Here is a 24795-nt window from a genome sequence, read left to right as displayed (position 1 = left end):
AACCTAAACGCTGTGGGAGATTTGGCAAGCGGGAGGCCAAGGTGCAAGCCTTAGTTTGATTATATTAATGGGCTGGGAAGGTTATGTTATGACGAACAATGTTTGACGGAATTCCCGCCCTAGCGGCCGCTAGGGCGATGCGTGCAGGCAAAACCTACTCGCTTTCGGCACCATTCTTATTTATCGGCTAGCGGCGAGGGCGACTTTTGAACCACTTTGTCGATTTAGTTTTTCACTAATGAACTGACCCGCCGCGATGAGTTTGTTGAGATTCACACCGTGGTGAATACCCAGGCCATTGAGCATATAGACGAGGTCTTCGGTCGCGACATTGCCTGCTGCGCCTTTGGCATAGGGGCAGCCACCCAAGCCTGCAATTGAGCTGTCGATGACCGCTATGCCCCTTTGCAGTGAGGCGTAAATATTGGCTAAGGCCTGGCCGTAGGTGTCGTGAAAGTGGACTGCCAGCCTTTCGGCGGGGGCGATCTTTAGCACGGCATCTAACATGCGATTGACCGACGCGGGGGTGCCGGTGCCAACGGTGTCACCCAAGGAAACTTCGTAGCAGCCCAGCGCAAATAAACGCGCGGTAACCTGAGCGACTTTTTGTGGGTCTATTTCACCTTCGTAAGGACAGCTGAGTACGCAAGACACGTATCCGCGCACCGGAATGTCCATCGCTTTGGCTGCCTTCATGATTGGCAGAAAGCGGTCAATGCTCTCATCAATACTGCAATTAATATTCTTTTGGCTAAAGCCTTCTGAGGCTGCAGCGAAAATTGCGACTTCATTGGCGTTAGCGCTAGTGGCGCGCTCAAAGCCTTTACTATTTGGTACCAGTGCCACATACCGAACACCGGGAAGGCGATCAATTTGCTTGAATACCTCCTCGCTACCGGCCATTTGCGGTACCCACGCTGGGTTCACAAAACTGCCAGCCTCAATGGTGTTGAGACCGGCGGCAGTGAGCATATTGATTAGCTGCACACGGGTGGCGATATCAATAGGCTGCTTTTCGTTTTGCAGGCCATCGCGGGGGCCAACCTCGACAATACGGACGCTGCTGGGGATATTGGCATTCATCATTCAGCGGCCTCTAGCTGCAGTAATTCGGCGCCACCGCTGACCAATTCGCCGGGCTGGTAATAAAAAGCTTTTACCGTGCCGTCGCTTGGGGCGCGAATGGTGTGCTCCATTTTCATAGCTTCCATAATCAGTAGCGGATCGCCTTTTTTCACAGCGCTGCCGACCGTAGCCAAATGGCTGACTACGGTGCCGTTCATGGGGGCGACTAATTGATTCTCGGTCGCGTCGCCGTTGTCGTCGCCTAAGTCCGGACGTTTTATATTGAAGTGCACGGCGCGCTCAGTGCTGTACATGCTGTAGCCGCCATCGTGTTCAGACACGCTGACGCTCTGCCGGTGGCCGTTAATATCGGCCAGCAGCACACGCCCCTGCAATTCACCGCTGACCGTGAATTCGGCGTCGCCACTGCGAATCACAAAGCTGGCGTTAGAGTTGGATGACTGTGCGGTGGCGCTAATGGCGATGACTTGCTCGCCAAATTGCAGATCAAATTGATGTTGGGCCGGCTGATTCAGGCGCCAGCTGTGGGCGTTATTCCACGGCGAATTGGCGTCCACACTATGGCTGGCGCGCTCGGCAATGATTTGTTTTTGGCGCATTATTAAATAGAGCGCCGCTAGGGGCAGGTTGTCGCCTAGCTGGCTGGCGGTTTTGCTGAACAAGCTGGCTTCGTGTTTACCAATAAAGCCCGTGTCGAAATCGGCGCTGCAAAATGCGGGGTGGCTAATTAGGGTGTAGAGAAAATCGATATTGGTGGTGACCCCGTTTAGTCGATAGTCTTTTAATGCAGTACTTAGCCGGCGCAGGGCTTGCTGGCGATTGCTGTCCCAGACAATAAGTTTGGCGATCATGGGGTCATAAAAAACGCTGACCTCATCACCTTCAATAACGCCTGTATCGATGCGCACATGCTCGGATTCTGCGGGGGTTTCTAAAAAGTGTAGCTTACCCGTTTGCGGTAAAAATTCATTGTCTGGGTCTTCGGCGTAAATACGCACTTCAATGGCGTGGCCATTGATTTGCAATTCGTTTTGCTTAAGGGGCAGGGTGCCGCCAGCAGCAACGTGCAGCTGCCACTCAACCAGATCGAGGCCGGTGATCATTTCGGTGACTGGGTGTTCCACCTGTAGGCGGGTATTCATTTCCATAAAGTAGAAGCTGCCATCAACGTCGAGGAGAAACTCAACGGTGCCGGCGCCAATATAGTCAATGGCCTGGGCGGCGCGCACGGCGGCTTGCCCCATTTCCGCGCGAAGGGTTTCGGTCATGCCCGGTGCGGGCGCTTCTTCCACCACTTTTTGGTGGCGGCGTTGAATAGAACAGTCGCGCTCGAATAAATACACCGCATTGCCGTGGCTGTCGCAGAACACTTGAATTTCAATATGGCGAGGCTGGGTGAGGTATTTCTCCACTAGCATGGTGTCGTCGCCAAAACCGTTCATGGCTTCGCGCTTGGCAGCCGCTAGGGCAGAGTCAAACTCTTCTGCGCTCCATACTTGGCGCATACCTTTACCGCCGCCGCCCGCGGTTGCCTTGAGCAATACGGGGTAGCCCATATCGTTGGCGGCTTTGCGAATTATCTCAGGGTCTTGATCGTCGCCGTGGTAACCGGGCACCAGTGGCACACCGGCTTTTTCCATGATTTGTTTGGCGGCGGATTTCGAGCCCATGGCTTCAATCGCTGGCGTAGGCGGCCCAATGAAAACAATATTCTCGGCGGCGCAGCGACGGCAAAAGGCGGCGTTTTCTGATAAAAACCCGTAGCCAGGGTGAATGGCTTGGGCGCCAGATTTCTTTGCGGCGGCGATGACTTTCTCAATATCTAAGTAGGAGTCCCGTGCTGCGGAGCCACCAATGTGAATGGCTTCGTCGGCCATGCTCACGTGCAGGGCATTGCGATCGGCGTCGCTGTATACGGCCACGGTGCGCACACCCATACGGCGGGCAGTTTTAATAACACGGCAGGCAATTTCGCCACGGTTAGCAATTAAAATTTTATCGAACATGTTTGCGTTTCCACTGTTTGGAATACGGAATATACGGTTGTGTCGCTTTTTGGCGAGGCATTGAATTTACATTCTGAATACGCCAAATTTGCTGTCTTCAATTGGCTTGTTCAAACTGGCCGACAAGCTCAAACCCAATACCATGCGGGTGTCGGCGGGGTCGATCACGCCGTCGTCCCACAGCCGCGCCGAGGCGTAATAGGGGTGACCTTGCTTCTCATACGTGTCGAGGATCGGCTGTTTAAAAGCTTTTTCTTCTTCTGCTGGCCAGTCTTGATTTTCACGCTCGTATTGGTCGCGTTTTATTTGCGCCATTACCCCAGCCGCTTGCTCGCCGCCCATAACGGAAATACGGGCATTGGGCCACATAAACATAAAGCGCGGGTCGTAGGCGCGGCCACACATGCCGTAGTTGCCGGCGCCAAAAGAACCGCCGATCAATACCGTGAGTTTGGGGACTTTAGCGCAGGCCACGGCCATCACCATTTTTGCGCCGTGCTTGGCAATACCGCCGGCTTCGTATTGCTGACCCACCATAAAGCCGGTGATGTTTTGTAAAAAGATCAGCGGAATTTTGCGCTGGGCGCACAGCTCAATAAAGTGCGTGCCTTTTTGGGCCGATTCAGAAAACAAAATACCGTTATTGGCGACGATGCCGACGGGATAACCAAAAATGCGGGCAAAGCCGCAAATTAAGGTGGTGCCGTAGAGGGCTTTAAATTCATCAAAGTCTGAGCCGTCAACGACGCGGGCAATAATTTCGCGCACGTCGTAGGGCTTGCGGCTGTCTTTGGGAATGATGCCGTAGATTTCGTCAGCAGGGTAGGCTGGCTCTTGGCTGGGGGCCACGTCTAAAGACTGTGGTTTACGACGGTTTAAACGCTTTACGGCGTTGCGCGCTAATTGCAGGGCGTGATGATCGTTTTGGGCGTAGTGGTCGGCAACGCCAGAGGTGCGGCAATGGACATCGGCGCCGCCAAGATCTTCGGCGCTCACGACTTCACCTGTTGCGGCTTTTACCAGCGGCGGCCCGGCTAAAAAGATGGTGCCTTGTTCGCGCACAATAATCGATTCGTCAGCCATGGCCGGAATATACGCGCCACCGGCGGTGCAGCTGCCCATGACCACGGCAATTTGGGGAATACCCATGGCCGACATGTTGGCCTGATTGAAAAAGAAGCGACCAAAGTGTTCGCGGTCAGGAAAGACCTCGTCTTGGCGGGGCAAATTTGCGCCGCCGGAGTCCACCAAATAAATACAGGGCAGGTGATTCTCTTGGGCAATGGTTTGGGCGCGCAGGTGTTTTTTTACGGTTAGCGGAAAATAACTGCCACCTTTTACGGTAGCGTCATTGGCAATCACCATGCATTCTTGGCCGCAGATTCTGCCGATACCGGTGATGATGCCCCCCGCGGCGAGTTCTTCTTTATAGACCTCATATGCTGCTAATTGCGACAGTTCTAAAAAGGGGGTGCCGACGTCCAGCAAAACGTTGATGCGCTCGCGAGGCAGCAGCTTGCCGCGCTCGGTATGACGGCGCTGGGACTTTTCGCCGCCGCCTAAGGTGGTCGCGGCAATGATCTTTTGTAAGTCGTCGACCTGGGCTTGCATATGTGCCGCGTTTTCAGCAAAGCTGGGGTCGCGGCTATTGATTTTGGATTTGAGTACGGTCATTTCCCTTGTGCCTTTTGTTCGCTGGGCGTTTGTTAGTGGTGCGTAATTTATTTAAACGGTTTCTTTAAATAATTCGCGGCCAATGAGCATGCGGCGAATTTCTGAGGTGCCTGCGCCAATTTCATATAGTTTGGCGTCGCGCAGTAATCTGCCTGTGGGAAATTCATTGGTGTAGCCGTTGCCACCTAAGGTTTGGATGGCTTGCAGGGCCATTTGCGTGGCTTTTTCTGCGGCGTAAAGAATAACGCCAGCGGCGTCTTTACGGCTGGCTTCGCCGCGATCACAGGCCCGAGCGACGGCGTATAAATAGGCGCGGCTGGCATTGAGTTCGGTATACATATCGGCGAGCTTGCCCTGCATAAGCTGGAATTCACCAATGCTTTGGCCAAATTGTTTGCGGTCGTGAAGATAGGGTACGACCACGTCCATACAGGCTTGCATAATGCCGGTGGGGCCGCCGGACAAAACGGTGCGCTCAAAGTCGAGGCCGCTCATTAATACTTTGACGCCTTCACCTTCTTTGCCGAGGATATTCTCGGCGGGCACTTTGCAGTCTTCAAACACGAGTTCGCAGGTGTTGGAACCGCGCATGCCGAGTTTGTCGAGCTTTGGTGAGCGGCTAAAACCGGGGTAGTCGCGCTCTACTATAAATGCGGTCATACCTCGTGGGCCGGCGTTGATATCGGTCTTGGCGTAGATCACATAGGTATTAGCATCGGGGCCGTTGGTGATCCACATCTTGTTGCCGTTAAGCACATAGTGGTCGCCTTGTTTTTCGGCTTTGAGTTTCATGCTCACGACATCGGAACCGGCATTGGGCTCAGACATGGCCAGCGCGCCGACGTGTTCACCAGAGCAGAGCTTGGGCAGGTATTTTTCTTTTTGAGCTTGGGTGCCGTTTTTGAAAATCTGGTTTACGCAGAGGTTGGAATGCGCACCGTAGGAAAGACCCACCGACGCTGAGGCGCGGCTGATTTCTTCCATGGCAATAACATGGGCCAAATAGCCCATATCGCTGCCGCCGAATTCTTCGCTAACGGTGATGCCGAGCAATCCCATATCGCCCATTTTGCGCCATAAGTCCATGGGGAAGGCATTGTCTTTGTCGATGCTCTCGGCGCGGGGCGCTATTTCCGCCTGGGCAAATTGGTAGGTGGCGTCGCGCAACATGTCGATTTCTTCGCCAAGGCCAAAATTCAATGTGGGGTAGGAGTTGCTCATAAGTAGGGTGCCCTATAATTGAGTATTTTATGTATAGCTGACTTAGCCAGTTTTACTTTGTGTGTTTTGCATTTCTGCGAGCGCTTGAACGCAGCGCTCTTCGGCGTCGTCCAATTCGGCGAGCATGGCTTCGACGTCGCGCAATTGCTCTTTAAGTAGAACTTGGCGTTCTCGAATCTTATTGATGAGTTTGATGAGCTGGGGGCTGTTGTCGTGCTCGGGCTGGTACATTTCAATAATGTCTTTGCTGTCTTCCAGCGATAAGCCCATGCGCTTGCCCCGAATAATTAGCTTGAGCTTAATCCGGTCTGCGGCGCTATAAATTCGGGTTTGACCCCGTCGCTCAGGATTGATTAGGCCTTTTTCTTCATAGAAGCGAATGGTGCGAGTGCTTACGTCGAAGTCTGAGGCCAAATCAGAAATGCTAAAAGTCTGCTGGGGCATAAATTAGTTGGCTTTGTGGTTGCGATTTGCCAACTTTACTTCTAGTTTACGTTAACGTCAACTGTGTTGATCTTTTGCTTTGATTTTATTTAGGAAGCGATCAATAGCCCCAAGCGCGCTTGGCTCACTGAGCAGTGGCGCATGTCCGCAGTTTGGTACTTCAATAAACTGCATGTCTACTTGCTGATCTTGCATTTTGGCGACACAGTCCGGGCTTAAAATATCGGATAATGCGCCGCGAATTAATAATAGGGGGGTGTCGCGAATAAGCCTAAATAGCGGCCATAAATTCGTTGGGGGAACGTCATTTTGCTGTTGTAAGAGCAGGGCAATATTCGGATCGTAACTCAGCTCCGGTTGACCCTGGGCGTTCTCGCGGTAAATATTCTTTGTAAATTGTTGCCAGTCGTCGTCGCTAAAGTTTGGGTAGGCGTGGCCAAGCGTCGATTTGGTATTCGCTGCGGCCTCTGCCCAGTTGCTGGCGGAGTTCGGGTTGCTGACATAGGATTTAATGCGATCTAAGCCCGCTTGATCGGCCTCGGGGCCGATGTCGTTGAGGGTGGCGGCCACAACGTGTTCTGGCGCCGTGGCGGCTAATACAATCGAAACCAGACCGCCAAGGGATGTGCCAATAAATATGGCCGAGTTCAGCTTAAGATCGTCGAGTAAGCAAATCATATCGCGGGCGTACGTGGCGGGGTGATAATTTTGGGGATTGCTGTCGTAATCGGAATTGCCTCGTCCGCGCAGATCAACCGCAAGAATGCGATAGCGCATCGCTAGGTGCTCGCACAGCGGGGTGAAGTCGGCGGAATTGCGGGTGAGTCCCGGAATACAGATGATGGTGTGTTCAGCGTTGCTTTTACCGTATTGGCGAGCATAAAGGCGTAAGCCGTCGCTGCTTTGATACCAGTAGTCGCTGTAATTTTGCATTGGCTATGGCTCGAAAGAAGGTGAATCGGTGGGTATTAAAAAGGTGGGCATGAGGGTCATGGTAAGTACTTGCCATGACCCTTTTAACCTTGCTTTAAAAGGCGTAGGCCACGCTGGCGGTCCAGGTTCTTGGCGCGCCGTAAAAGGCGAGTTCACCAGAGCCAAGATTGTAACCGCCGGTTTTGTATGTCTTGTTCTCAATATTTTTTGCGTGCAGGCCAACCGTCCAGTGTTCGTCTGCGGAATACCAGTTGGCGCCTGCATCGAGCAAGGTGTAGGACTTATCTTGGTCGCAGCTGCACACCACATTATTAAAGTTTCTGGAGGCGTCACGGTAAGAGGCGGCAGTGTTCAGGGCAATGCTGCCAGCGTCACCGAGGTCGCGCTCATAATTGATTGCGAACTGGCCGGTCCAATCGGGCGCGTTGAGCATTTCCCAGCTGTCGGAGACGTCCGTACCACCGGAAATAACCTCGGTCAGCTCGGCGTTCATGTGGCCAACTGAGAGTGAGGTGCTGATATTGCTGGTGACTTGGAATAAGGCTTCCAATTCAGCACCCTGTATTTCTGCCGTACCAGCGTTAACCACGTCAGAGGAGAAGAACACCGGTGCGGGCTGGGCGGTTTGTACCGTCAGCTGCATGTCGGTGTAGTCCATGCTAAACACGGTGAAGTTGAGGCGTAGGCGGTCATTCCACAGCTGTGATTTTATGCCCGCTTCAAGGGTTTCAACGGTCTCAGGGTCGTAGCCCTGGGCGACATTGGGATTGGTGGCGGCGTTGCCGCGCATATCAAAGCCGCCAGATTTAAAGCCCTCGGCGTAGCTAATATAGAGCATTACGTCGTCAGTCATGCGCCAGTCGAGTTTGACGGAGGGGCTGAGTTCGCTCCAATCTTTATCGGCGTCTTTGTCGCTAATGTCGGTGGCCACCGAGAGCAGAGTGTCATTACTGGCGTCGCCATAGGTGAAGTTGGTGCCTTGAGTCTGGGTATAGGGTGATGAATTAGTGGTGTTATAAGCATAGCGTCTAATGTTGGAGTTTTTGTCGTCCTTGGTTAAACGCAGGCCTGTGGTGAGGGTTAAATCGTCGAGAATGTCGTAGCTAATATTGAAGTAGGCGGAGCTGCTTTCGGTGTCGACGTCGCCGCCAATCGCCAGATCATAATGCTCGCCATCCATATAGGGGGTGCCGCCCAAACCGTTTAACACCACATCAAATGCGCCCGCTGAGTTGCCGCTAAAGTAGTACAAGCCAGCAACCACGGCGATGCGGTCAATGCTGTAGTTGACTTGCAGCTCATGGGACTTTTGGTCGTCGGTGTATTTGGCGGGTACATCAAAGGCGTCGAGGGGGGTGCCGTCAAAGTCGATGAACTGCTGGGTTTCACCTTCCCGCTTGGCGAATATATATTTTAAGCTGGTGTTTTCGGTTAGCTGGTATTGTGCTGTGAGTGAGAAGCCGCTGTTTTCGACATTCGACAGATGCGTTGTGCCGCAGGCGCCGTCAAACGGATTGCTCGATCGCGCAAAAGACTGTCCGTTGGCCGGGTGGGTTAGGGTGCTAGCGTTAGATTGCGAGCCGCAGGGCTGATTAGAATTGTCGTCGGTACGGTCGCCAGCTACACGAATAAACAGCTCATCGGTGGGGCTGTATTCCACGCTGACTCGCGCAACTAAAATATCTTTATTGTAGTTCTCTTCACTGGCGCTGTAGTTGCCAGTATTAATATTGTAGCCGGTGTCTACGCTGCCGTAGCCGTCGCGTTCCATTCTGGCGATGGCGGCGCCGATATACAGCTCATTATCAATAATGGGTAGTTGCGCTGAAATGTTCATGTCTTGTTGGTCGTAGGCGCCGGTGGCAAGGGTAACTGTGCCCTCGGCTTCGCCAGTCATTCGGCGGGTAATGTATTTTATTGCGCCGCCCACCGTGTTTTTACCGTAGAGCGTACCCTGGGGGCCACGCAAAACTTCGATGCGCTCTACGTCGAATACATCCATAACAGCTGCTTGCGGCCTCGCGTAGTAAACATCATCAACATACACACCAACACCGGGTTCAAACCCCCAGAGTGGGTCTTGCTGACCAACGCCGCGAATATAGGCAGTGAGAGTAGAGTTGGTGGCGCGACTCGCACGGAACTGCGTGTTGGGCACACTTTTTTCCAATTCGGTAATGGTGGTAATGCCCTTGCTTGCCAGTTCTGTGGCAGTAAACGCGGTAATAGAGACCGGTACTTCCTGCAGATTTTGTTCGCGTTTTTGCGCGGTAACCAGTACTTCTTCTAACACGATTGCTGCGCCTTGCTGTGACCACGCTGGGTTGTGGTATGTGGCCGCCGCGCTGCTTATTGCGATTAACATGGCTATCCGCTTTTTATCATTTCTTATATTTATCATGGGGCACCTGCGTTAGGTTTATGATTATGTGTTAGTGCGGTGTAGATTACTCGGTTTTAACTCAACAATTGTTGAATTTGTAATCGAGGTTATTCAACATCCGTTGAAAAGTCAATATAGCTAAAGTGAAATTATTTTTTGCTTTGGAATAAGTGGAGTATGCCGAGCCCTGCGAGGGTGTATGTGCACGAGCCAATAATGGCATAGCTGGCCGACACCGCAGGGTTGGCGACACCGCCAAATAAGTTGAAGTAGAAGTGACTTAACAGCGCGATAAACGAGGCGCTGGCAATCAGTGGCAAGGGTAGCTTTTTGCGTATCAGTACTCCGAATAGCATTGGTACCAATGACGCAGCGGCAAGGCCGTACACGCCCTTTTGCGCGAATAAACCGATCAGTGGCGGCGGATTCCAGGCCAGTAGCAGGCCGATGATACCCACCGCGATTAGCGTCCAGCGCGACCAGGCGAGTCCGTTGTTTTGGCTCTTACTCAGCGGCGTGACAATGTCATTAACCACCATTGCTGATAGTGACACGAGAATACCGTCTAAGGTGCTCATGCCGGCCGCGAGCAGGGTAATAAAAATAAACACTAGGGTGATTTCGCCGAGGGGACTGCCGCTGAATTCATGTAGCAAGTATTCTCTTACGACGGTGTCTTGGGTGGGGATCTCTAGGCCGGCAAGGCGGGCGTAAAAGCCGACCATTAAAATTAAAGTAAAGAGTGTGCCGACAATAACGGTGGTGCCAATAAATTTACCAATGTCGGCTTCGCTGCGCAAATACAGCACCTTAGTTAAAATATGGGGCTGGAGCATTAGCGCAAAGGTAACAATAAAGCCGCCGCCAAACACCGAGAAAAAATCGTAATAAAGATTGCTTTCGGGGTTGAAGGCGGCGCCATAGCCGGGGCTGATGTCGCGCAATGCGCCTAAAATATCGCCGTTGAAATAGTGGAAGCCTTGAATAAATAATAACAAGGTCACGATGATCATCATGATGCCTTGCAGGGTGTTGGTGTAGGCATGGGCGTAGGTGCCGCCCATTAATACATAAGAGAATACAAAGACCAGTACCACGATTAAGGCGGACTTTTGTTCTATTGGGAAAATACCTGTCATGAGTAGGCTGCAGCCAACTAAAATCAACACCACAAAGCTGATCGATAATAAATTGATAAAGGCAAAAAACAGGCTAAAGCCGCGATGGTGATAGCGATGGTATATCCATTGGGGAATTGTCAGCGCCTTGCTTTCCTCGCCCAAGCGCAAAAAGCCTCGGGACAAAACGATAAACGCGGTAAGTATCCCCGCTGAGCCTGCAACGCCGTAGTGGAGATAGGCAGACAAGCCGTGGGCATAGACAAAGCCCGGGTTAATGACAAAGGTCGCCGTTGACGCGATGGATGCCGCGAGCGTTATGCCGATGAGGTAGGGGCTCATGTCTTTATTGCCAATGGCGAAACCACTGATGTCTTTGGTGCGGCGCATCCCTATCCAAGAGAGTCCATAAACAAGTATCACGTACGCGCCAGTCAGCACATATTTAAAGACTTCTGCCGAATTCATGTAATATCCGCCTTGTATTTTAATTATTCGTGAGCCACTATATTCAACGCTTGTTGAAAAAACAAGCGCGGCTTTTAAAACAGATTTATTTACAGGCCGGTGGCGTAAGACACGTCGTTTCACATAGACCGATTTTTCGCTGGTGCTTGGGGTGTAACAATGAATAAAAAAGACAGCGGTCTAAAAAGTGAGCGCATTCTGGATGTCGCGGAAGAGCTGTTTGCTCTGCATGGCTTTGACGGCGTAACGATGCGCCAGATTTCGACGGGCGCCAATGTTGATGTTGCGCTGGCCAGTTATCACTTTGGCAAAAAACTTGATTTGTTTTATGCGGTGTTTCATCGCCGGGCAGAATTATTAGGCAATACCCGTCGCGAAGTGCTGCGCAATAGCCTGCAAGCTGCCAGTGGTCAACCGCAAACCTTGGAGCAAATTATCGAGGCTTTTTTATTGCCACTGAAATTTGCGCAAGAGAGTGGTGATCCTGGTTGGAAAAATTACATGGCCTTATTAGCGTATGTAATGACCTCGCCGGTATGGAGCAAAACCTTGATGAAGGACAATTTTGACAAGCATGTCGGCGAGTTTATTGAGGCCTTAAAAGTAATTTTTCCCAAGGCGCGGGAAGCGGATCTGCACTGGTGTTACCACTATGTGTCTGGTGCCCTTGCGTTAACTTTGGCACAAACTGGGCGTATTGATCGCTTGTCTGGGGGTAAGTGCCAGTCTTCCGACTTTGAGGCAGCGTATCAACGCATGATTCCGTTCATGGCGGCGGGATTTAGGGCGGTGTGCGGGAAAGAAACAATAATTAAAAACAGGTGAGCAATGAGAAAGAGAGTCGCGTTAGTGACTGGCGCCGCCAGTGGCATAGGCTTGGCGATATGCAGTGATTTAGCCCGGCAAGGCTATGCTGTGTGGCTGAGTGATAGCCAATATGAGGCGGCGGAGGGCGCTGCAAAAAACTTGCGAGATCAGGGCTTTGCTGTAAACGCCTTGAAGCTTGATGTAACGAGCGAAACGGATATAGCGCAGACGGTGGCAAGTCTTGAGGCTGCAGGCGGTTATGCCGATATATTGGTGAATAACGCCGGCATTCAGCATGTTGCGAGGCTAGAAGACTTTCCGGTAGATCGCTGGAAACTGATCACGGAAATCTTACTTATAGGCCCTGCAATGCTAAGCCGCGCCCTACTGCCCTTAATGCGCCGCCATAATTTTGGCCGCATCATTAATATCGGTTCCATTCACTCCTTGGTGGCATCTCCCCATAAAAGTGCTTATGTTGCCGCTAAACACGGTTTACTCGGCTTTTCTAAGGTTGTTGCGCTAGAAACCGCAGATCAAAATATCACCATTAATACGCTGTGCCCCTCTTATGTGAAAACACCGCTCGTTGAGCAGCAAATTGCCAATCAGGCTAAGGTTCACGGCATTTCTGAAGCCGAGGTCATTAACAAAATTATGCTTGAGCCGATGCCTAAAAAAAGTTTTATCGAAATGGACGAGCTCAGCGGCGCGGTAAATTACCTTATTAGTGATGCTGCGAGAAATATGACTGGCCAAGAGTTGGTCTTGGATGGCGGGTGGACTGTGAAGTAGCCATTTGTAGTAAGGCTGAGTAGCGGATGTTAACGTCGAGACGCGAATATCATGCCACCTCAGATGACACCGTTTCGTGACAGTAACAAGATAATTGCCTTAGAAATGCGGTATACTGATCGATCCAACTCCCGTTTTATTGATAACAGAGTTAATCAGCTCGCAAGGGTGGACACTTTGTCGCATATTAGCTTTGTAAGGATCCTATTGTAATGCAAGATAAAATTACCCTAATACTCGATTATCTGAACGAAAATCAGACCCGTTGCAGCAATAGTGCAGCAGCTAAAGCATTAGGTATTACCGCTCCTGAATTAAAGAAGCTGCTGGGTACGCGCAGACCTGAAACCTCTTGGCTCGTTAACGCCGGAACAGGCGAGCCTGCAGGTTATTCTGATGAAGAAAAGCACGATGAGCTTTACCGTGTTAGCCGCATTATTAAATCTGCTGAAGTGCTGACGCGGAACTTAGATTTATAAAAAGAGTGTCGCTAGGGGGTCTTTCACGGCACCTACAGCTCGCAGTGGCTCGCGATGGCTTTAGAGAAAAATTTGAAATCGTCGAGCTGCTTAGTGTAAATGGCGTAGACAAAAGCCAATTAATTTTTTCGTAGTTGTGTGCCGCGATATCACCGGAGCCACGGCTTTGCGTAATTGGGTGGCGACGATAGCAGGCAATATCCGCTGTAATCTGCACCGCACGCTCAAACATTTATGCCGCACTACGCCGCAGAGATGGACTCCTGCCTTCGCAGGAGTGACGATATAATCACGCTCAGGATCCACGTGTGAGTCATGCCTGCGTAGGCAAGTATCCATTCACAAAGTCTAAGGCTTTCGTCGAGTTGGGATGCTGCTCTTCAAACCGCGTTATACAGCGTTGCAGCGATCTGATTTTTCTAAGGCTGCGAGTTTACCCATGCGTCGCGGCGCCCCGCTAAAATACCCTTTTGCACCGGTAAGAATTCGACGCTGCCGATAAAGTAGCGTGTGAGGAGGCCGGTATAGGCTTTGTCGTCACCGAGGTAAGAGGCCATTTTAGAATTTGGCCAAGTAACGGTTCACCGGTTGTGCGCAAGTCGACGCGGTTGACAGACTGTCTTAGCGCCCGTCAGGAATGGCCATGTCCAGGCCCAATAAATCAATCGCTACTGCCTCGGCCACTTTTATGCCGTCGATCCCCGCCGATAAAATTCCCCCCGCATAACCTGCGCCTTCACCGGCAGGGTAGAGCCCTTTGGTATTTAGGTTTTGATAGTCGCGCCCGCGTTTAATACAGATCGGCGACGATGTACGGGTTTCAATGCCGGTGAGAATTGCGTCGTTCATGGCAAATCCTTTGATTTGCCTATCAAAGGCGGGGATGGCTTCGCGAATAGCGGCATTGGCAAAATCGGGCAGGGCGAGGCTTAAATCGCCGAGGCTCACACCGGGCTTGTAGGATGGAATGACTTTGCCCAATTCTGTAGAGGGCGTATTGCGCAGATAATCGCCCACCAGTTGAGCGGGCGCATTATAGTTTTCGCCGCCCAATTGATAAGCCAAGCTTTCGAGCTGGCGTTGCAAGTCGATACCCGCGAGTACGTGTTCGGGGTAGTCTTTTTCAGGTTCAATACCCACCACAATGGCAGAATTGGCATTGCGTTCGTTGCGGGAGTATTGCGACATGCCGTTTGTAACCACGCGACCTTCTTCCGATGTGGCAGCGACCACGGTGCCGCCGGGGCACATACAAAAGCTGTAGACGCTGCGGCCATTTTTACAGTGATGAACCAGCTTGTAATCGGCGGCGCCGAGAATAGGGTTGCCAGCGTTGTCGCCAAAGCGGGCTGCGTCGATTACCGATTGCGGGTGTTCAATACGAAAGCCTATGGAGAAAGGCTTGGCTTCAAGGTAAACCCCCTGCGCTAAGAGCATTTCAAAGGTGTCGCGGGCGCTGTGACCCACAGCCAAAATTACATGGCGGCTGGGGAGGTGGCTGCCGTCGCTGAGCGTGACGCCGGTGATGTGGCCGTTTTTATCGTCGCCAGCATCGCGGTGTAAGGTTTCTACTTTGCTATTGAAGCGAATCTCGCCGCCGAGGCGGGTGATTTCGGCGCGAATGTTTTCGACCATCTTAACCAGTTTGAATGTGCCTATATGGGGTTTACTCACCATAAGTATTTCTTCTGGCGCGCCGGCTTTTACAAATTCAGTCATGACTTTGCGACCGAGAAAGCGGCGATCTTTAACTTGGCTGTAAAGCTTGCCGTCTGAGAACGTGCCTGCGCCGCCTTCGCCATATTGCACATTCGACTCGGTGTTGAGCTTGCGCTCCCGCCATAGCCCCCAAGTGTCTTTAGTGCGCTGTCGAACGTCTTGGCCGCGATCTAATACAATCGGTTTTAAGCCCATTTGCGCTAGGACTAACGCTGCCAAAATTCCGCAGGGACCAAAGCCAATCACAATGGGCCGCTGTTGCTCGGGGCTAGGAAAGTTACTGGGGGCATGACCAACAAAGTGGTAGTGGGTGTCGGGGCTGGAGCCAATAAAGGATTTACCGGAAAACTGTGTTAACACGCGTTGCTCTGCGCTGGGGCTGAGCTCAATATCTAATAAATAGATAAGTAGGATGTTGTGCTTTTTTCTGGCGTCGTAGCTGCGCTTGTATATATGGAGGCCGAGTAATTCATGCTCAGCGACGGGCAGCTTGCTGAGTACGGCGCTGCGTAGCTCGGTGTCGTTGTGATGTAGGGGCAGTTTGATGTCGGTGAGTCTTAGCATGAACGCAGTGTATTTCCGGTTTTGTCTTTAAGCGCGGGATTTTATCACGATTGTGGGTTTTAGGTGCTTGAACAATGGCTCACGCTTAATGATGTGCAATAAATTAGCAAACGAGGCCAGCGCTATACCCCGATGACCACGCCCACTGAAAGTTGAAACCACCTAAATGGCCGGTAACGTCCAGCACCTCACCGATAAAATACAGACCGGCGTAGGATTTTACTTCCATGGTTTTGGAGCTAATCGCAGCCGTATCTACGCCGCCGCGGGTGACTTCGGCGGTGCGGTAGCCTTCTGTTGCCGAGGGCTTAAGCCGCCAAGCGTGAAATTTTTCGGCAATGGCGATAAGTTGTTTGTCGCTGTAGCCGGCGACTGCCTGGTCGGCGCTATCAGGCCACCACAGGGTTTGCAGTTCTGCTACTAGGCCCTTAGATAGCTTTTGTGCAAGCACCGTGCGCAATAAGCTTTTACCTTGTTGCTGTTTCGCGCTGAGTAGCCAGTCTGTGGCGCTGAGGCTGGGTAGTAGATCGATGAGGATCTCGTCGCCGGGGTTCCAGTAATTAGAGATCTGCAGTATCGCTGGGCCACTGATGCCGCGATGGGTAAAGAGCAGATTTTCGGTGAAACTACGCTGATTACAACTCACCTCCACTTCTAGCGCGAGCCCCGAAAGGCGCTCACATAGAGGCTTCATTGCATCGCTGAACATAAAGGGTACCAAGCCTGCTTGGCGCTCAGTGAGGGCAATGCCGAATTGATTCGCGATGTCGTAACCTAAACCGCTGCCGCCGAGGCTGGGAATGGATAGCGCGCCGGTGGCGATGACAAGTGAGTGACACTCGAGCTTTAATGGCTGTTGGCCTTGGTGTAGGGCGACTTGATAACGACTGCGTCGGTCTTCGGGCTGATGCTTGTCGGAGTGGGCACGCTCGGGCAGTGGCGATATTTTATCGATGCAGCAGTGAGTGCGGATTTCTGCGCCAGCTTGGGCGCATTCATCCAGCAGCATATTAAGGATGTCTTTGGCGGAATCTAGGCAAAATAATTGGCTGTGTTTACGCTCCTCATAAGGGATGCCGTAACGCTCTACCATGCCTATAAAGTCCCACTGGGTATAGCGGGTAAGTGCCGCCTTGCAAAAGTGAGGGTTGGCAGAAATAAAATTGTCGGCTTCTACAAAATGGTTGGTGAAATTGCAGCGCCCGCCGCCGGACATCAGGATTTTTTTGCCGACTTTATTGGCTTTTTCTAATACTAATACCCGTCGGCCACGCTGGGCGGCGGTCAGCGCACACATTAAGCCCGATGCGCCTGCACCAAGAATGATCACGTCGAAGTGGTTGGAGGCAAATTGCACGGCAGCGGTGTCACTTTTGTAGAGGGTATTTTGGCGCGCAGTATAGCGGTAAATATGGCAGCGGGCATAACTGTGGCCTAGGCTGCTATTGTCTGGCTAGTATTTGTGGCGGCTAGCGCTATACTGCGCCGGTTAAAGCGCTGGCCTATTAATTTTTTATCAATTTAGTCGGAATTGCGCTAAGCTGGTGCAATTATTGCTAGCACAACGGCAGTCATTTCAGTTTCTGAATCTCAGTCAGCTCAAGTGATACCCATTACTTAAATATTCTATAAGGCGAGGTCACCTTAATGAGTCGCAATCAAGCGCGCGTTCAAGCTATTTCCCAGATTACTAATCGTACGCCCAAGGCCGTTACGATGCCTGAGCCACTCAGTAAAATCTGGGCAAGCGATGTTTTCAATCTTGCAAAGATGGAACAGTGTCTTTCTAAGAATGCTTTTAAAGCAGTGAAAAAGACCGTGCAAACCGGCGCACCGCTTGATGCTGCGACGGCCGATGTGGTTGCTGCGGCTATGAAAGACTGGGCGACAGGCAAAGGCGTTAAGTTTTTCTCGCATATTTTTTACCCCATGACCAATGCCACGGCTGAAAAGCACGACGGCTTTATCATTACTAACTCTGAAGGTCATGCGATCACTGAGTTTACTGGCAGTTTGTTGATTAAAGGCGAGCCAGATGGCTCCTCTTTCCCAAACGGCAGTCTGCGAATGACCAATGCGGCGCGTGGTTACACAGCGTGGGATCCAACGAGCCCAGCGTATATCATGCACACCGAAAACGGCTCTACCTTGATGATTCCAAGCGTATTTATGAGCTGGACCGGTGAGGCACTAGACAAGAAAATACCTTTGCTTCGCTCTAACTCGGCCTTGGATAAAGCGGGTCAGCGCGTGTTGGCGCTGATGGGCGAAACGGAAATCGCTACGTTGAATGCCAGCTGTGGCGCTGAGCAGGAATACTTCCTGATCGACGCTAACTTCGCCGCTAGTCGCCCTGATCTGAGCATGGCAGGCCGCACCTTGTTTGGCGCTTCACCGGCTAAAGGTCAGCAGTTTGACGACCACTATTTCGCTGCAATCCCTGAACGTGTGCAGGTTTTCATGCAGGACTTGGAAGACAAGCTTTATAAACTTGGTATTCCGGCAAAGACGCACCATAACGAGGTGGCACCCGGTCAGTTTGAAATCGCGCCCTATTATGAGGCAGCGAATATCGCTTCTGACCACCAGCAAATGATGATGACCTTGTTAAAGCTGACTGCTAAGCGTCATGGCTTTGTATGTTTGCTGCACGAAAAGCCTTTTGCTGGCGTAAACGGCTCAGGTAAGCACGTAAACTGGTCGGTTGGTAACGCGACTCAGGGTAATTTGCTGGATCCGGGCAGTACGCCACACGACAATATTAACTTTTTGCTCTTTTGTGGTGCAGTAATTCGCGGAGTGCACCTTTATGGACCGCTTTTGCGTGCTGTTATCGCTTCTGCGTCGAACGATCACCGTTTGGGTGCCAACGAAGCACCTCCAGCGATACTTTCTGTTTACTTGGGTGACCAGCTTGAGCGTGTCTTCAATGACATCAAAGAAGGTAAATTACTGAAGTCGGAAGTGGGTGGCCTTATGGATCTGGGTTTGAGTCAGATTCTGAAGTTTGAGCGCGATCCTGGTGACCGTAACCGCACTTCGCCATTTGCTTTCACCGGTAACCGTTTTGAGTTCCGTGCTGTGGGTTCTTCTGCCTCGGTTTCAGGTCCCTTGGTTGCGATGAATACCATGCTAGCTGATTCATTGAACTGGATTGCGGATCAGTTAGAGGTTGAATTAGCCGCGGGTACCAATGTCGCTGAAGCGGCGATCAAAGTAATTAAAGTGCTGATGGAAAAGCATAGCAATGTTATTTTCGGTGGCGACGGTTACTCTGCTGAATGGCACCGTGCTGCAGTTGAAGACCGTGGCTTGAAAAATCTGCCAACGACCGCAGACGCGCTACCTTACTTGCGTGATGAGGCGATTGTTAAGCTGTTCTCAAGCACGGGTGTATTCACGCCTGTTGAGCTAGAAAGCCGCTTCGAAGTTTACTCTGAGCAGTACCTGCTAGCGATTGAGGTAGAAGGTAAGTTAGTGGTTGATATGGCCACTACAAGTATTTACCCCGCCGCTGTCGAGTATCTGTCGCAGCTGACGACCACCAGCTCTGCAATGTCGTCCTTGGGTATTAAGCTAGATAACAGTGTGGCGACTGCGGTAGCGAATGAAGCTAATGCCATGATGGCTGCAGTGACTAAGTTGAGTGCCGCTTTGGCCGTGCATGACTTTGACTCTACAGAGGCGCATATGCAGTATGCAGCGGGCACTTTACGTAGCTTAATGCTAGAGGTGCGCGGTCATGCTGATGCTCTTGAGGGCTTGGTTGCCGATGATCTTTGGCCACTGCCTAAGTATGCCGAAATGCTATTTGTGAGGTAAGTGTTTCCGTCACTGCAGTGACGGTTTTACACTGACAAAAAAGCCCTCATGTGAGGGCTTTTTTGTATCTGGCGTTTGGACTATTTTGCTGCAATGGTCAATGTGTGTGAATAATGCTCGATAAAGTGAAGGTGCAGCGCTAGGGAGTGCTCGGGTATTCGTCGCGGGGTGAGCTGTTTCGCTGGGGGAGTCTAAACATTTTTATTTAGCGGCGATTTATTTTAAAAATAATTATAAAAAACAGATGATTACAGTGATTTTTCAGGTCGTCTAAACGGAGGATGGTGCGCCGTGGGGGCATGTGTGAAAATTTTTCACCATGCTAAGTCCATTGCGATCAGAGTTTAATCAGGAGAATTACCATGAGTCAGCCAGCGCCAGTGTCGCGTCAGCCGCATATAATTGAAGCGGCAGAATTACCTGACCGCTATGCGCGTGGTTGGTATTGCCTCGGCTTGGCCAGTGAATATACCAGCACACCCGTTAAGCTCAACTATTTTGGCACGCGCTTGGTTGCCTATCGCGGTGAAGATGGCGAAATGCATGTACTTGACGGATATTGCCCGCATATGGGAGCAGACCTAAGCGAAGGTTGTGTCGAGGGTAACTCGATCCGCTGCCCATTCCACGCTTGGCGCTGGGGTGCCGACGGCGTGTGCGATGATATTCCTTACGCTAAGCGTATACCGGCCAAGGCAGTAATTCGCTCATACCCCACCTTGGAAGAAAATCACCTATTGTTTGTGTGGTTTGATCCAGAAGGGAATCCGCCGATAGAAGAGCAGCGCCCACCGCGCATAGATGACGTATTCAGTGATGAGTGGACAATTTGGCAAATGGATGTAATGAGCATCAATACCAATGCACGTGAGCTAATTGACAATATGGCTGACGTCGCACATTTTGGTCCAATACATGGTGCGCCAATTAAAGAATTTAAAAATATTGTTCATAAGCACACCTACTGCCAGCAGTTAACCGGTGGCTCTGAATTGCTGGCTGAAGATGGCGAGCTGAAGTCAGAAGCGACTTACCACGGCCCCGCGTATATGAACACGTATATGACCGGGCAGGTCGAGGGTATGGAAGTTGCGTCACGTTTGTTAGTGACGCATGTGCCGATTGATCTGAATAGTTTTGATCTGCGTTTTGGCGTTGCCGTGAAGAAAATTGCGGGCATGAGCGATGAGCAAAATAATGAAATGGCGCGCCAGTATACCGAGCAAAATCGCACAGCTTTCTTCCAAGATGTCCATATATGGCATACCAAAACGCGGGTGGACAATCCGGTGCTGTGTGATGGTGATGGCCCGATAAATCGCCTACGTCAGTGGTATCAACAGTTTTACGTCAATGTTGCTGACGTGCCGGAAGTATTTGCCGAGCGTCGTGAATATGTGGTGGATTACGCGTTGCGCAATACCTAAACAGCGTGGCTTGCCAGCTTTGATAATAAAGGAATAAATGATGGATGTTCGCAGCTTAGGTTATGTTGTTATTGAATCGACTAATCCGTCGGAATGGCAGGATTACGGTACAAATATACTGGGGTTGATGAACGTGCCGAGTGACGACGGTAGCGTCTACCTTAAGATGGATCAGCGGCCTTATCGTTTTGCCATAGTGAAAGCTGAGCAAAACCGACTTCGTTATTGCGGTTGGGAATTGGCCGACGAAGCCGGCTTTAAACAAGCGAAAGAAGAATTACAGGCCGCGGGTATTGAATTTACTGAAGGATCTGCCGCCCGTGCTAAATCGCGTCGCGTGCGTGGTTTAATTCAGTTGCAAGATCCGTCCGGCAACGAGCTAGAGTTGTATTGGGGTGGCGAGCTGGATTACGGTAAGTTTATTTCGCCACAGGGGATCTCTGGCTTTGAAACCGGATTTAACGGTGATATGGGCTTTGGTCATGCCGTATTGCCAGCGTCCAAGCTGGCTGAGACTCACGCTTTTTACACCGACGTTTTGGGTTTTGGCGACAGCGATTACATGCATTTTCACTTTTCGCCTGATCCCAATGATCCGGGTCAAGGCTTGAATTTTATGCATGTTAATAATCCGCGTCACCACAGCTTAGCGCTATATGAAGACGCGGCGAACCCGGTTGGTTGTGTGCATTTGATGCTGGAAGTCACAGAAGTAGATGAAGTTGGTTATTGCCTTGATCGCGTCGAAGCGGCGGGCATACCGGTAGTGTCTACCTTAGGCCGACACACCAATGACAATATGCTGTCCTTTTATATGGCGACGCCTGCTGGGTTTGCAATGGAATTCGGCACCGACGGTCTGCAAATGAATTGGGATGGGTTTACCCCAACGGTAACGAGCTTGCCGAGTTTGTGGGGCCACAAATTTAATATGCCCGACGCTTAAACCACGAGTATTAAGGCCTAGCGAAAGCAGCACCCTATGGTGCAATTGAAGATAATGACAGGAGATACAGTATGGGCGAAGCGCAAGCTAAAGACGCAGCCAAGAGCTCAATCGTTGCCGAGATGATGGCTGCTATAACCGCAATGCAACCGCGTTTGCGCGAGCGGGCGGCAGAGACTAAAGCGCTGCGTAAAGTGCCGCAGGCCTCAATTGATGAGTTACAAGAGCTTGGTTTTTTCTTGGCTTTACAGCCAAAGCGTTACGGCGGTTTGGAATTGTCTCCCCAAGATTTTTTCCGTATGCAAATTGCACTCGCTGAAGCCTGTATGTCGACAGCCTGGGCCGGCGGTATCATCGCCGTGCACGCGTTTCAAATAGCGGTGATGGATGATCGTGCCCAGCAGGCTATTTGGGGCGATAATATTCATACTCGAGTTTCATCGTCTTATGCCCCTATGGGTAAGGTCACTGTCGTTGACGGCGGCTTTAAGCTTAGCGGGCGCTGGGGCTGGTCTAGTGGTAGCGATCACTGCACATGGGCGCTACTGGGCGCAATAATTCCTGGCGACGGTTACCGTACATTTCTTGTTCCCAAAGGTGATTATCAGATTATTGATACCTGGCAGTCGATGGGCTTAGAAGGTACGGGCAGTAATGACATAGAGGTGAAAGACGCCTTTGTTCCTGATTATATGACCCACAAGCAGAGTGATGGTTTTGCCTGTACGAATCCAGGTCAGGCGGTGAACACTGCGCCGTTATACCAATTGCCTTGGGCGCAAACCTTTATCCGCGTGGTCTGCACGCCAGCCATTGGCGCCTGTAAGGCCGCGGTTGGGCTGTATAAGCATGCGGTACTAAACAAGGCCAGTGGCGACCCGACTAAGCTCGCCGGTGATACTCAGGTGCAAGAGCGTATTGCCGCAGCGGTGAATGGCATCGACGAAATGGAAGCGCTGTTATTCCGCAACTTCGATGCGATGATGGCCTTGGCCGAAGCTGGACAGCCGGTGCCGGTGGAAGATCGGGTGCGTTACCGCTACCACGCCTCTGTAGTGATTAGTAAAAGTATTGCGATTGTCGACTCCTTGTTTGAAGTTGCTGGCGGTCAGTCAGTATTTCTGGGTAGTGAGATTCAGCAGCGATTTTTAGATATCCACACTGCTAGAGCGCACGTTGCCAATAACCCCACCAGCTTTGCGCGTAATTTAGGTGGTGTTGACTTGGGTATGGATAACGGCGATTACTTCATCTAAGTCTGATATGAGTTAGTTTTGAAACCCGGCATTGCCGGGTTTTTTTATGTCTGAATAAATGACTGCGGGTCTTTGCTGTTAAAACTGATCGCGCGATATGTCGCTGTAGCGGGGTGAGGGGTGTAACATAGGGCTTTAACTCACCATTTATTCAAAGGGTAGCGGTTTTCATGCGTCGTACTAAAATTGTGGCCACGGTCGGACCCGCTTGTGACTCTCGCGAAGTGCTTGCTGAGATGATTAGCGCCGGGGTGAATGTGTTTCGGTTGAATTTTTCCCACGGCAATGGCGATGAGCATCGCGCGCGGGCGCTGTTAATTCGTGAATTGGCAGAAGAGGCCAAATGCTTTGTGGGAATATTGGGTGATTTGCAAGGCCCGAAAATTCGACTTCGCAAATTAGCCGTTGATCCTGTCGAGCTGAAAAAAGGCACGGAAGTAATTTTGGATACCGAACTGGCCGACGGTGAGGGCGGTGAATATCACCTCGGTGTCGATTACGAACCGTTGGCGCGCTCGGTGACGGCGGGCGATACGCTGCTGCTAGACGATGGCCGCTTGCGTTTACTGGTAGATCGGGTCGTTGGCGAAAAAGTACATTGCCGCTCTGAAAGTGCAGGCAAACTGCATTCCCGTAAAGGGATTAACCGTTTGGGCGGCGGCCTGTCGGCACCCGCGCTGACCGACAAAGATATGGAAGACATTAAACTTGCGGCTGATATCGGCCTCGATTTTATTGCGGTGTCATTTCCCAGTAGTGCAGCAGATATTATTGATGCCCGTCAAAAGCTTGAAGCGGCGGGGTGCTTTGCCCATATTATTGGCAAAATCGAACGCGCCGAAGCGGTGGCTAATGACGAACACCTCGATGAGTTGATTCGCGCCTGTGACGGCGTAATGGTGGCACGGGGTGATTTGGGCGTAGAAATTGGTGACGCCAGTTTAATTGGTTTGCAAAAGCACATTATCAAGCGGGCGAGGGTTTTGAATCGGCCGGTGATTACTGCGACGCAGATGATGGAGTCTATGATTAGTTGCCCAGTCCCAACCCGCGCTGAGGTGTTTGACGTTGCTAATGCAGTATTGGACGGAACAGACGCTGTTATGCTGTCGGCAGAAACGGCCTCCGGTATGTATCCGGTGGAGACGGTTAAGGCAATGGCGCGCAATTGCGAAGGCGCGGAATTGTATCCTTCGGCGAGGAAATCAAGTTATCGAATTGAGCGTAAATTTGAGTCTGTAGAAGAAACCGTGGCAATGAGCGCTGTTTATGCAGCAAACCATCAGGTTGGTGTAAAGGCAATTGTGTCAATGACAGAAACTGGACGCACGGTTTTGCTGATGTCGCGGTTAACCTCGGGAATTCCTATTTTCGCTTTCAGTCGCAACCCAACAACCTGTAATCGCGTGAGCTTGTATCGTGGTGTCTATGCGATATCCAGTCCGGCGGTGGGCATTGAAATTATGAGCTGTGTTGAAAAAATTCAGGCGCGAGGCCATGTTGAAAGCGGTGATTTAATTCTTGGCACTACCGGAGATGAGGTGGGTGTTGACGGTCACACCAATACCTTGAAGATTGTCAGAGTTGCCTAGCACCAGCGGGTAGCGAATTAAGGTGCCCTTGTGGCGCCTTTTTTATCTGTGGCCT

18 protein-coding genes are annotated in these 24795 nt (G+C 51.3%); 8 read left to right on the top strand and 10 right to left on the bottom strand.

Translation table 11 applies throughout. The features are described from left to right. Nucleotides 1-180 precede the first annotated feature (180 nt). The 8 genes from HNQ57_RS01720 to HNQ57_RS01685 all read right to left on the bottom strand — a co-directional run bounded on the left by HNQ57_RS01720 (nucleotide 181) and on the right by HNQ57_RS01685 (nucleotide 11333). Nucleotides 181-1083 (bottom strand): hydroxymethylglutaryl-CoA lyase, encoded by a 903-nt coding sequence (locus HNQ57_RS01720; RefSeq protein ID WP_184461118.1) that lies wholly within the window; start codon nucleotides 1081-1083, stop codon nucleotides 181-183. Then, a complete protein-coding gene (locus HNQ57_RS01715; protein WP_184460890.1) occupies nucleotides 1083-3092 on the bottom strand; it encodes an acetyl-CoA carboxylase biotin carboxylase subunit in 2010 nt (669 codons plus the stop codon). The genes HNQ57_RS01720 and HNQ57_RS01715 overlap by 1 nt, the downstream gene beginning before the upstream one ends. A gap of 66 nt (nucleotides 3093-3158) precedes the next feature. Next, nucleotides 3159-4766: a carboxyl transferase domain-containing protein gene (locus HNQ57_RS01710; protein WP_184460889.1), complete on the bottom strand. Its 1608-nt coding sequence runs from the start codon at nucleotides 4764-4766 to the stop codon at nucleotides 3159-3161. A 51-nt stretch (nucleotides 4767-4817) separates the two neighbouring features. After that, nucleotides 4818-5987: an isovaleryl-CoA dehydrogenase gene (locus tag HNQ57_RS01705; protein WP_184460888.1), complete on the bottom strand. Its 1170-nt coding sequence runs from the start codon at nucleotides 5985-5987 to the stop codon at nucleotides 4818-4820. Nucleotides 5988-6029: 42 nt separating this feature from the next. Then, complete coding sequence (locus HNQ57_RS01700) at nucleotides 6030-6431, bottom strand: MerR family transcriptional regulator (protein ID WP_184460887.1); 402 nt, start codon at nucleotides 6429-6431, stop codon at nucleotides 6030-6032. A gap of 57 nt (nucleotides 6432-6488) precedes the next feature. Beyond that, the gene (locus HNQ57_RS01695; protein ID WP_184460886.1) at nucleotides 6489-7364 is read right to left on the bottom strand and encodes an alpha/beta fold hydrolase; all 876 of its coding nucleotides are present in this window, start codon (nucleotides 7362-7364) and stop codon (nucleotides 6489-6491) included. Between the two features lie 94 nt (nucleotides 7365-7458). Beyond that, on the bottom strand, nucleotides 7459-9729 hold the full coding sequence (locus HNQ57_RS01690; RefSeq protein ID WP_221301535.1) for a TonB-dependent receptor: 2271 nt from the start codon (nucleotides 9727-9729) through the stop codon (nucleotides 7459-7461). Nucleotides 9730-9896: 167 nt separating this feature from the next. Beyond that, a complete protein-coding gene (locus tag HNQ57_RS01685; RefSeq protein ID WP_184460884.1) occupies nucleotides 9897-11333 on the bottom strand; it encodes a sodium:solute symporter family protein in 1437 nt (478 codons plus the stop codon). 159 nt (nucleotides 11334-11492) lie between these two features. Here HNQ57_RS01685 and HNQ57_RS01680 point away from each other — a divergent pair, with 159 nt between their 5' ends. The 3 genes from HNQ57_RS01680 to HNQ57_RS01670 all read left to right on the top strand — a co-directional run bounded on the left by HNQ57_RS01680 (nucleotide 11493) and on the right by HNQ57_RS01670 (nucleotide 13414). Continuing rightward, nucleotides 11493-12158 (top strand): TetR/AcrR family transcriptional regulator, encoded by a 666-nt coding sequence (locus HNQ57_RS01680; RefSeq protein WP_184460883.1) that lies wholly within the window; start codon nucleotides 11493-11495, stop codon nucleotides 12156-12158. A gap of 3 nt (nucleotides 12159-12161) precedes the next feature. Continuing rightward, nucleotides 12162-12935: a 3-hydroxybutyrate dehydrogenase gene (locus HNQ57_RS01675; protein WP_184460882.1), complete on the top strand. Its 774-nt coding sequence runs from the start codon at nucleotides 12162-12164 to the stop codon at nucleotides 12933-12935. A gap of 212 nt (nucleotides 12936-13147) precedes the next feature. Then, nucleotides 13148-13414 (top strand): hypothetical protein, encoded by a 267-nt coding sequence (locus HNQ57_RS01670; protein WP_008249006.1) that lies wholly within the window; start codon nucleotides 13148-13150, stop codon nucleotides 13412-13414. 621 nt (nucleotides 13415-14035) lie between these two features. Here the strand turns inward: HNQ57_RS01670 and HNQ57_RS01665 are convergent. Both HNQ57_RS01665 and HNQ57_RS01660 read right to left on the bottom strand, forming a co-directional pair. Next, nucleotides 14036-15697, bottom strand: coding sequence for an NAD(P)/FAD-dependent oxidoreductase (locus tag HNQ57_RS01665; protein ID WP_184460881.1), 1662 nt, complete (start codon nucleotides 15695-15697; stop codon nucleotides 14036-14038). A gap of 103 nt (nucleotides 15698-15800) precedes the next feature. Further along, nucleotides 15801-17054, bottom strand: a complete 1254-nt coding sequence (locus HNQ57_RS01660) for a BaiN/RdsA family NAD(P)/FAD-dependent oxidoreductase (RefSeq protein ID WP_184460880.1) — start codon at nucleotides 17052-17054, stop codon at nucleotides 15801-15803. Nucleotides 17055-17344: 290 nt separating this feature from the next. On the opposite strand from HNQ57_RS01660, the gene HNQ57_RS01655 reads away from it, so the two are divergent. The 5 genes from HNQ57_RS01655 to pyk all read left to right on the top strand — a co-directional run bounded on the left by HNQ57_RS01655 (nucleotide 17345) and on the right by pyk (nucleotide 24740). Beyond that, nucleotides 17345-19519 carry a glutamine synthetase III family protein gene (locus HNQ57_RS01655; RefSeq protein ID WP_184460879.1) on the top strand — a complete coding sequence of 725 codons (2175 nt, stop codon included), beginning with the start codon at nucleotides 17345-17347 and terminating at the stop codon, nucleotides 19517-19519. Nucleotides 19520-19881: 362 nt separating this feature from the next. Further along, the gene (locus tag HNQ57_RS01650) at nucleotides 19882-20946 is read left to right on the top strand and encodes a 3-ketosteroid-9-alpha-monooxygenase, oxygenase component (protein ID WP_184460878.1); all 1065 of its coding nucleotides are present in this window, start codon (nucleotides 19882-19884) and stop codon (nucleotides 20944-20946) included. A 37-nt stretch (nucleotides 20947-20983) separates the two neighbouring features. Continuing rightward, nucleotides 20984-21892 (top strand): VOC family protein, encoded by a 909-nt coding sequence (locus HNQ57_RS01645; RefSeq protein ID WP_221301534.1) that lies wholly within the window; start codon nucleotides 20984-20986, stop codon nucleotides 21890-21892. 71 nt (nucleotides 21893-21963) lie between these two features. Next, nucleotides 21964-23148, top strand: a complete 1185-nt coding sequence (locus tag HNQ57_RS01640) for an acyl-CoA dehydrogenase family protein (RefSeq protein WP_184460876.1) — start codon at nucleotides 21964-21966, stop codon at nucleotides 23146-23148. Between the two features lie 170 nt (nucleotides 23149-23318). After that, entirely contained in the window at nucleotides 23319-24740 is a 1422-nt protein-coding gene (gene pyk, locus HNQ57_RS01635) for a pyruvate kinase (RefSeq protein WP_184460875.1), read from the top strand. Nucleotides 24741-24795 lie beyond the last annotated feature (55 nt).

This window comes from Zhongshania antarctica (assembly GCF_014202945.1).
GTDB lineage: Bacteria > Pseudomonadota > Gammaproteobacteria > Pseudomonadales > Spongiibacteraceae > Spongiibacter > Spongiibacter antarcticus.
Note: the sequence above shows the minus strand (reverse complement) of the source record. Positions and strands in the feature narration are given on the sequence as shown.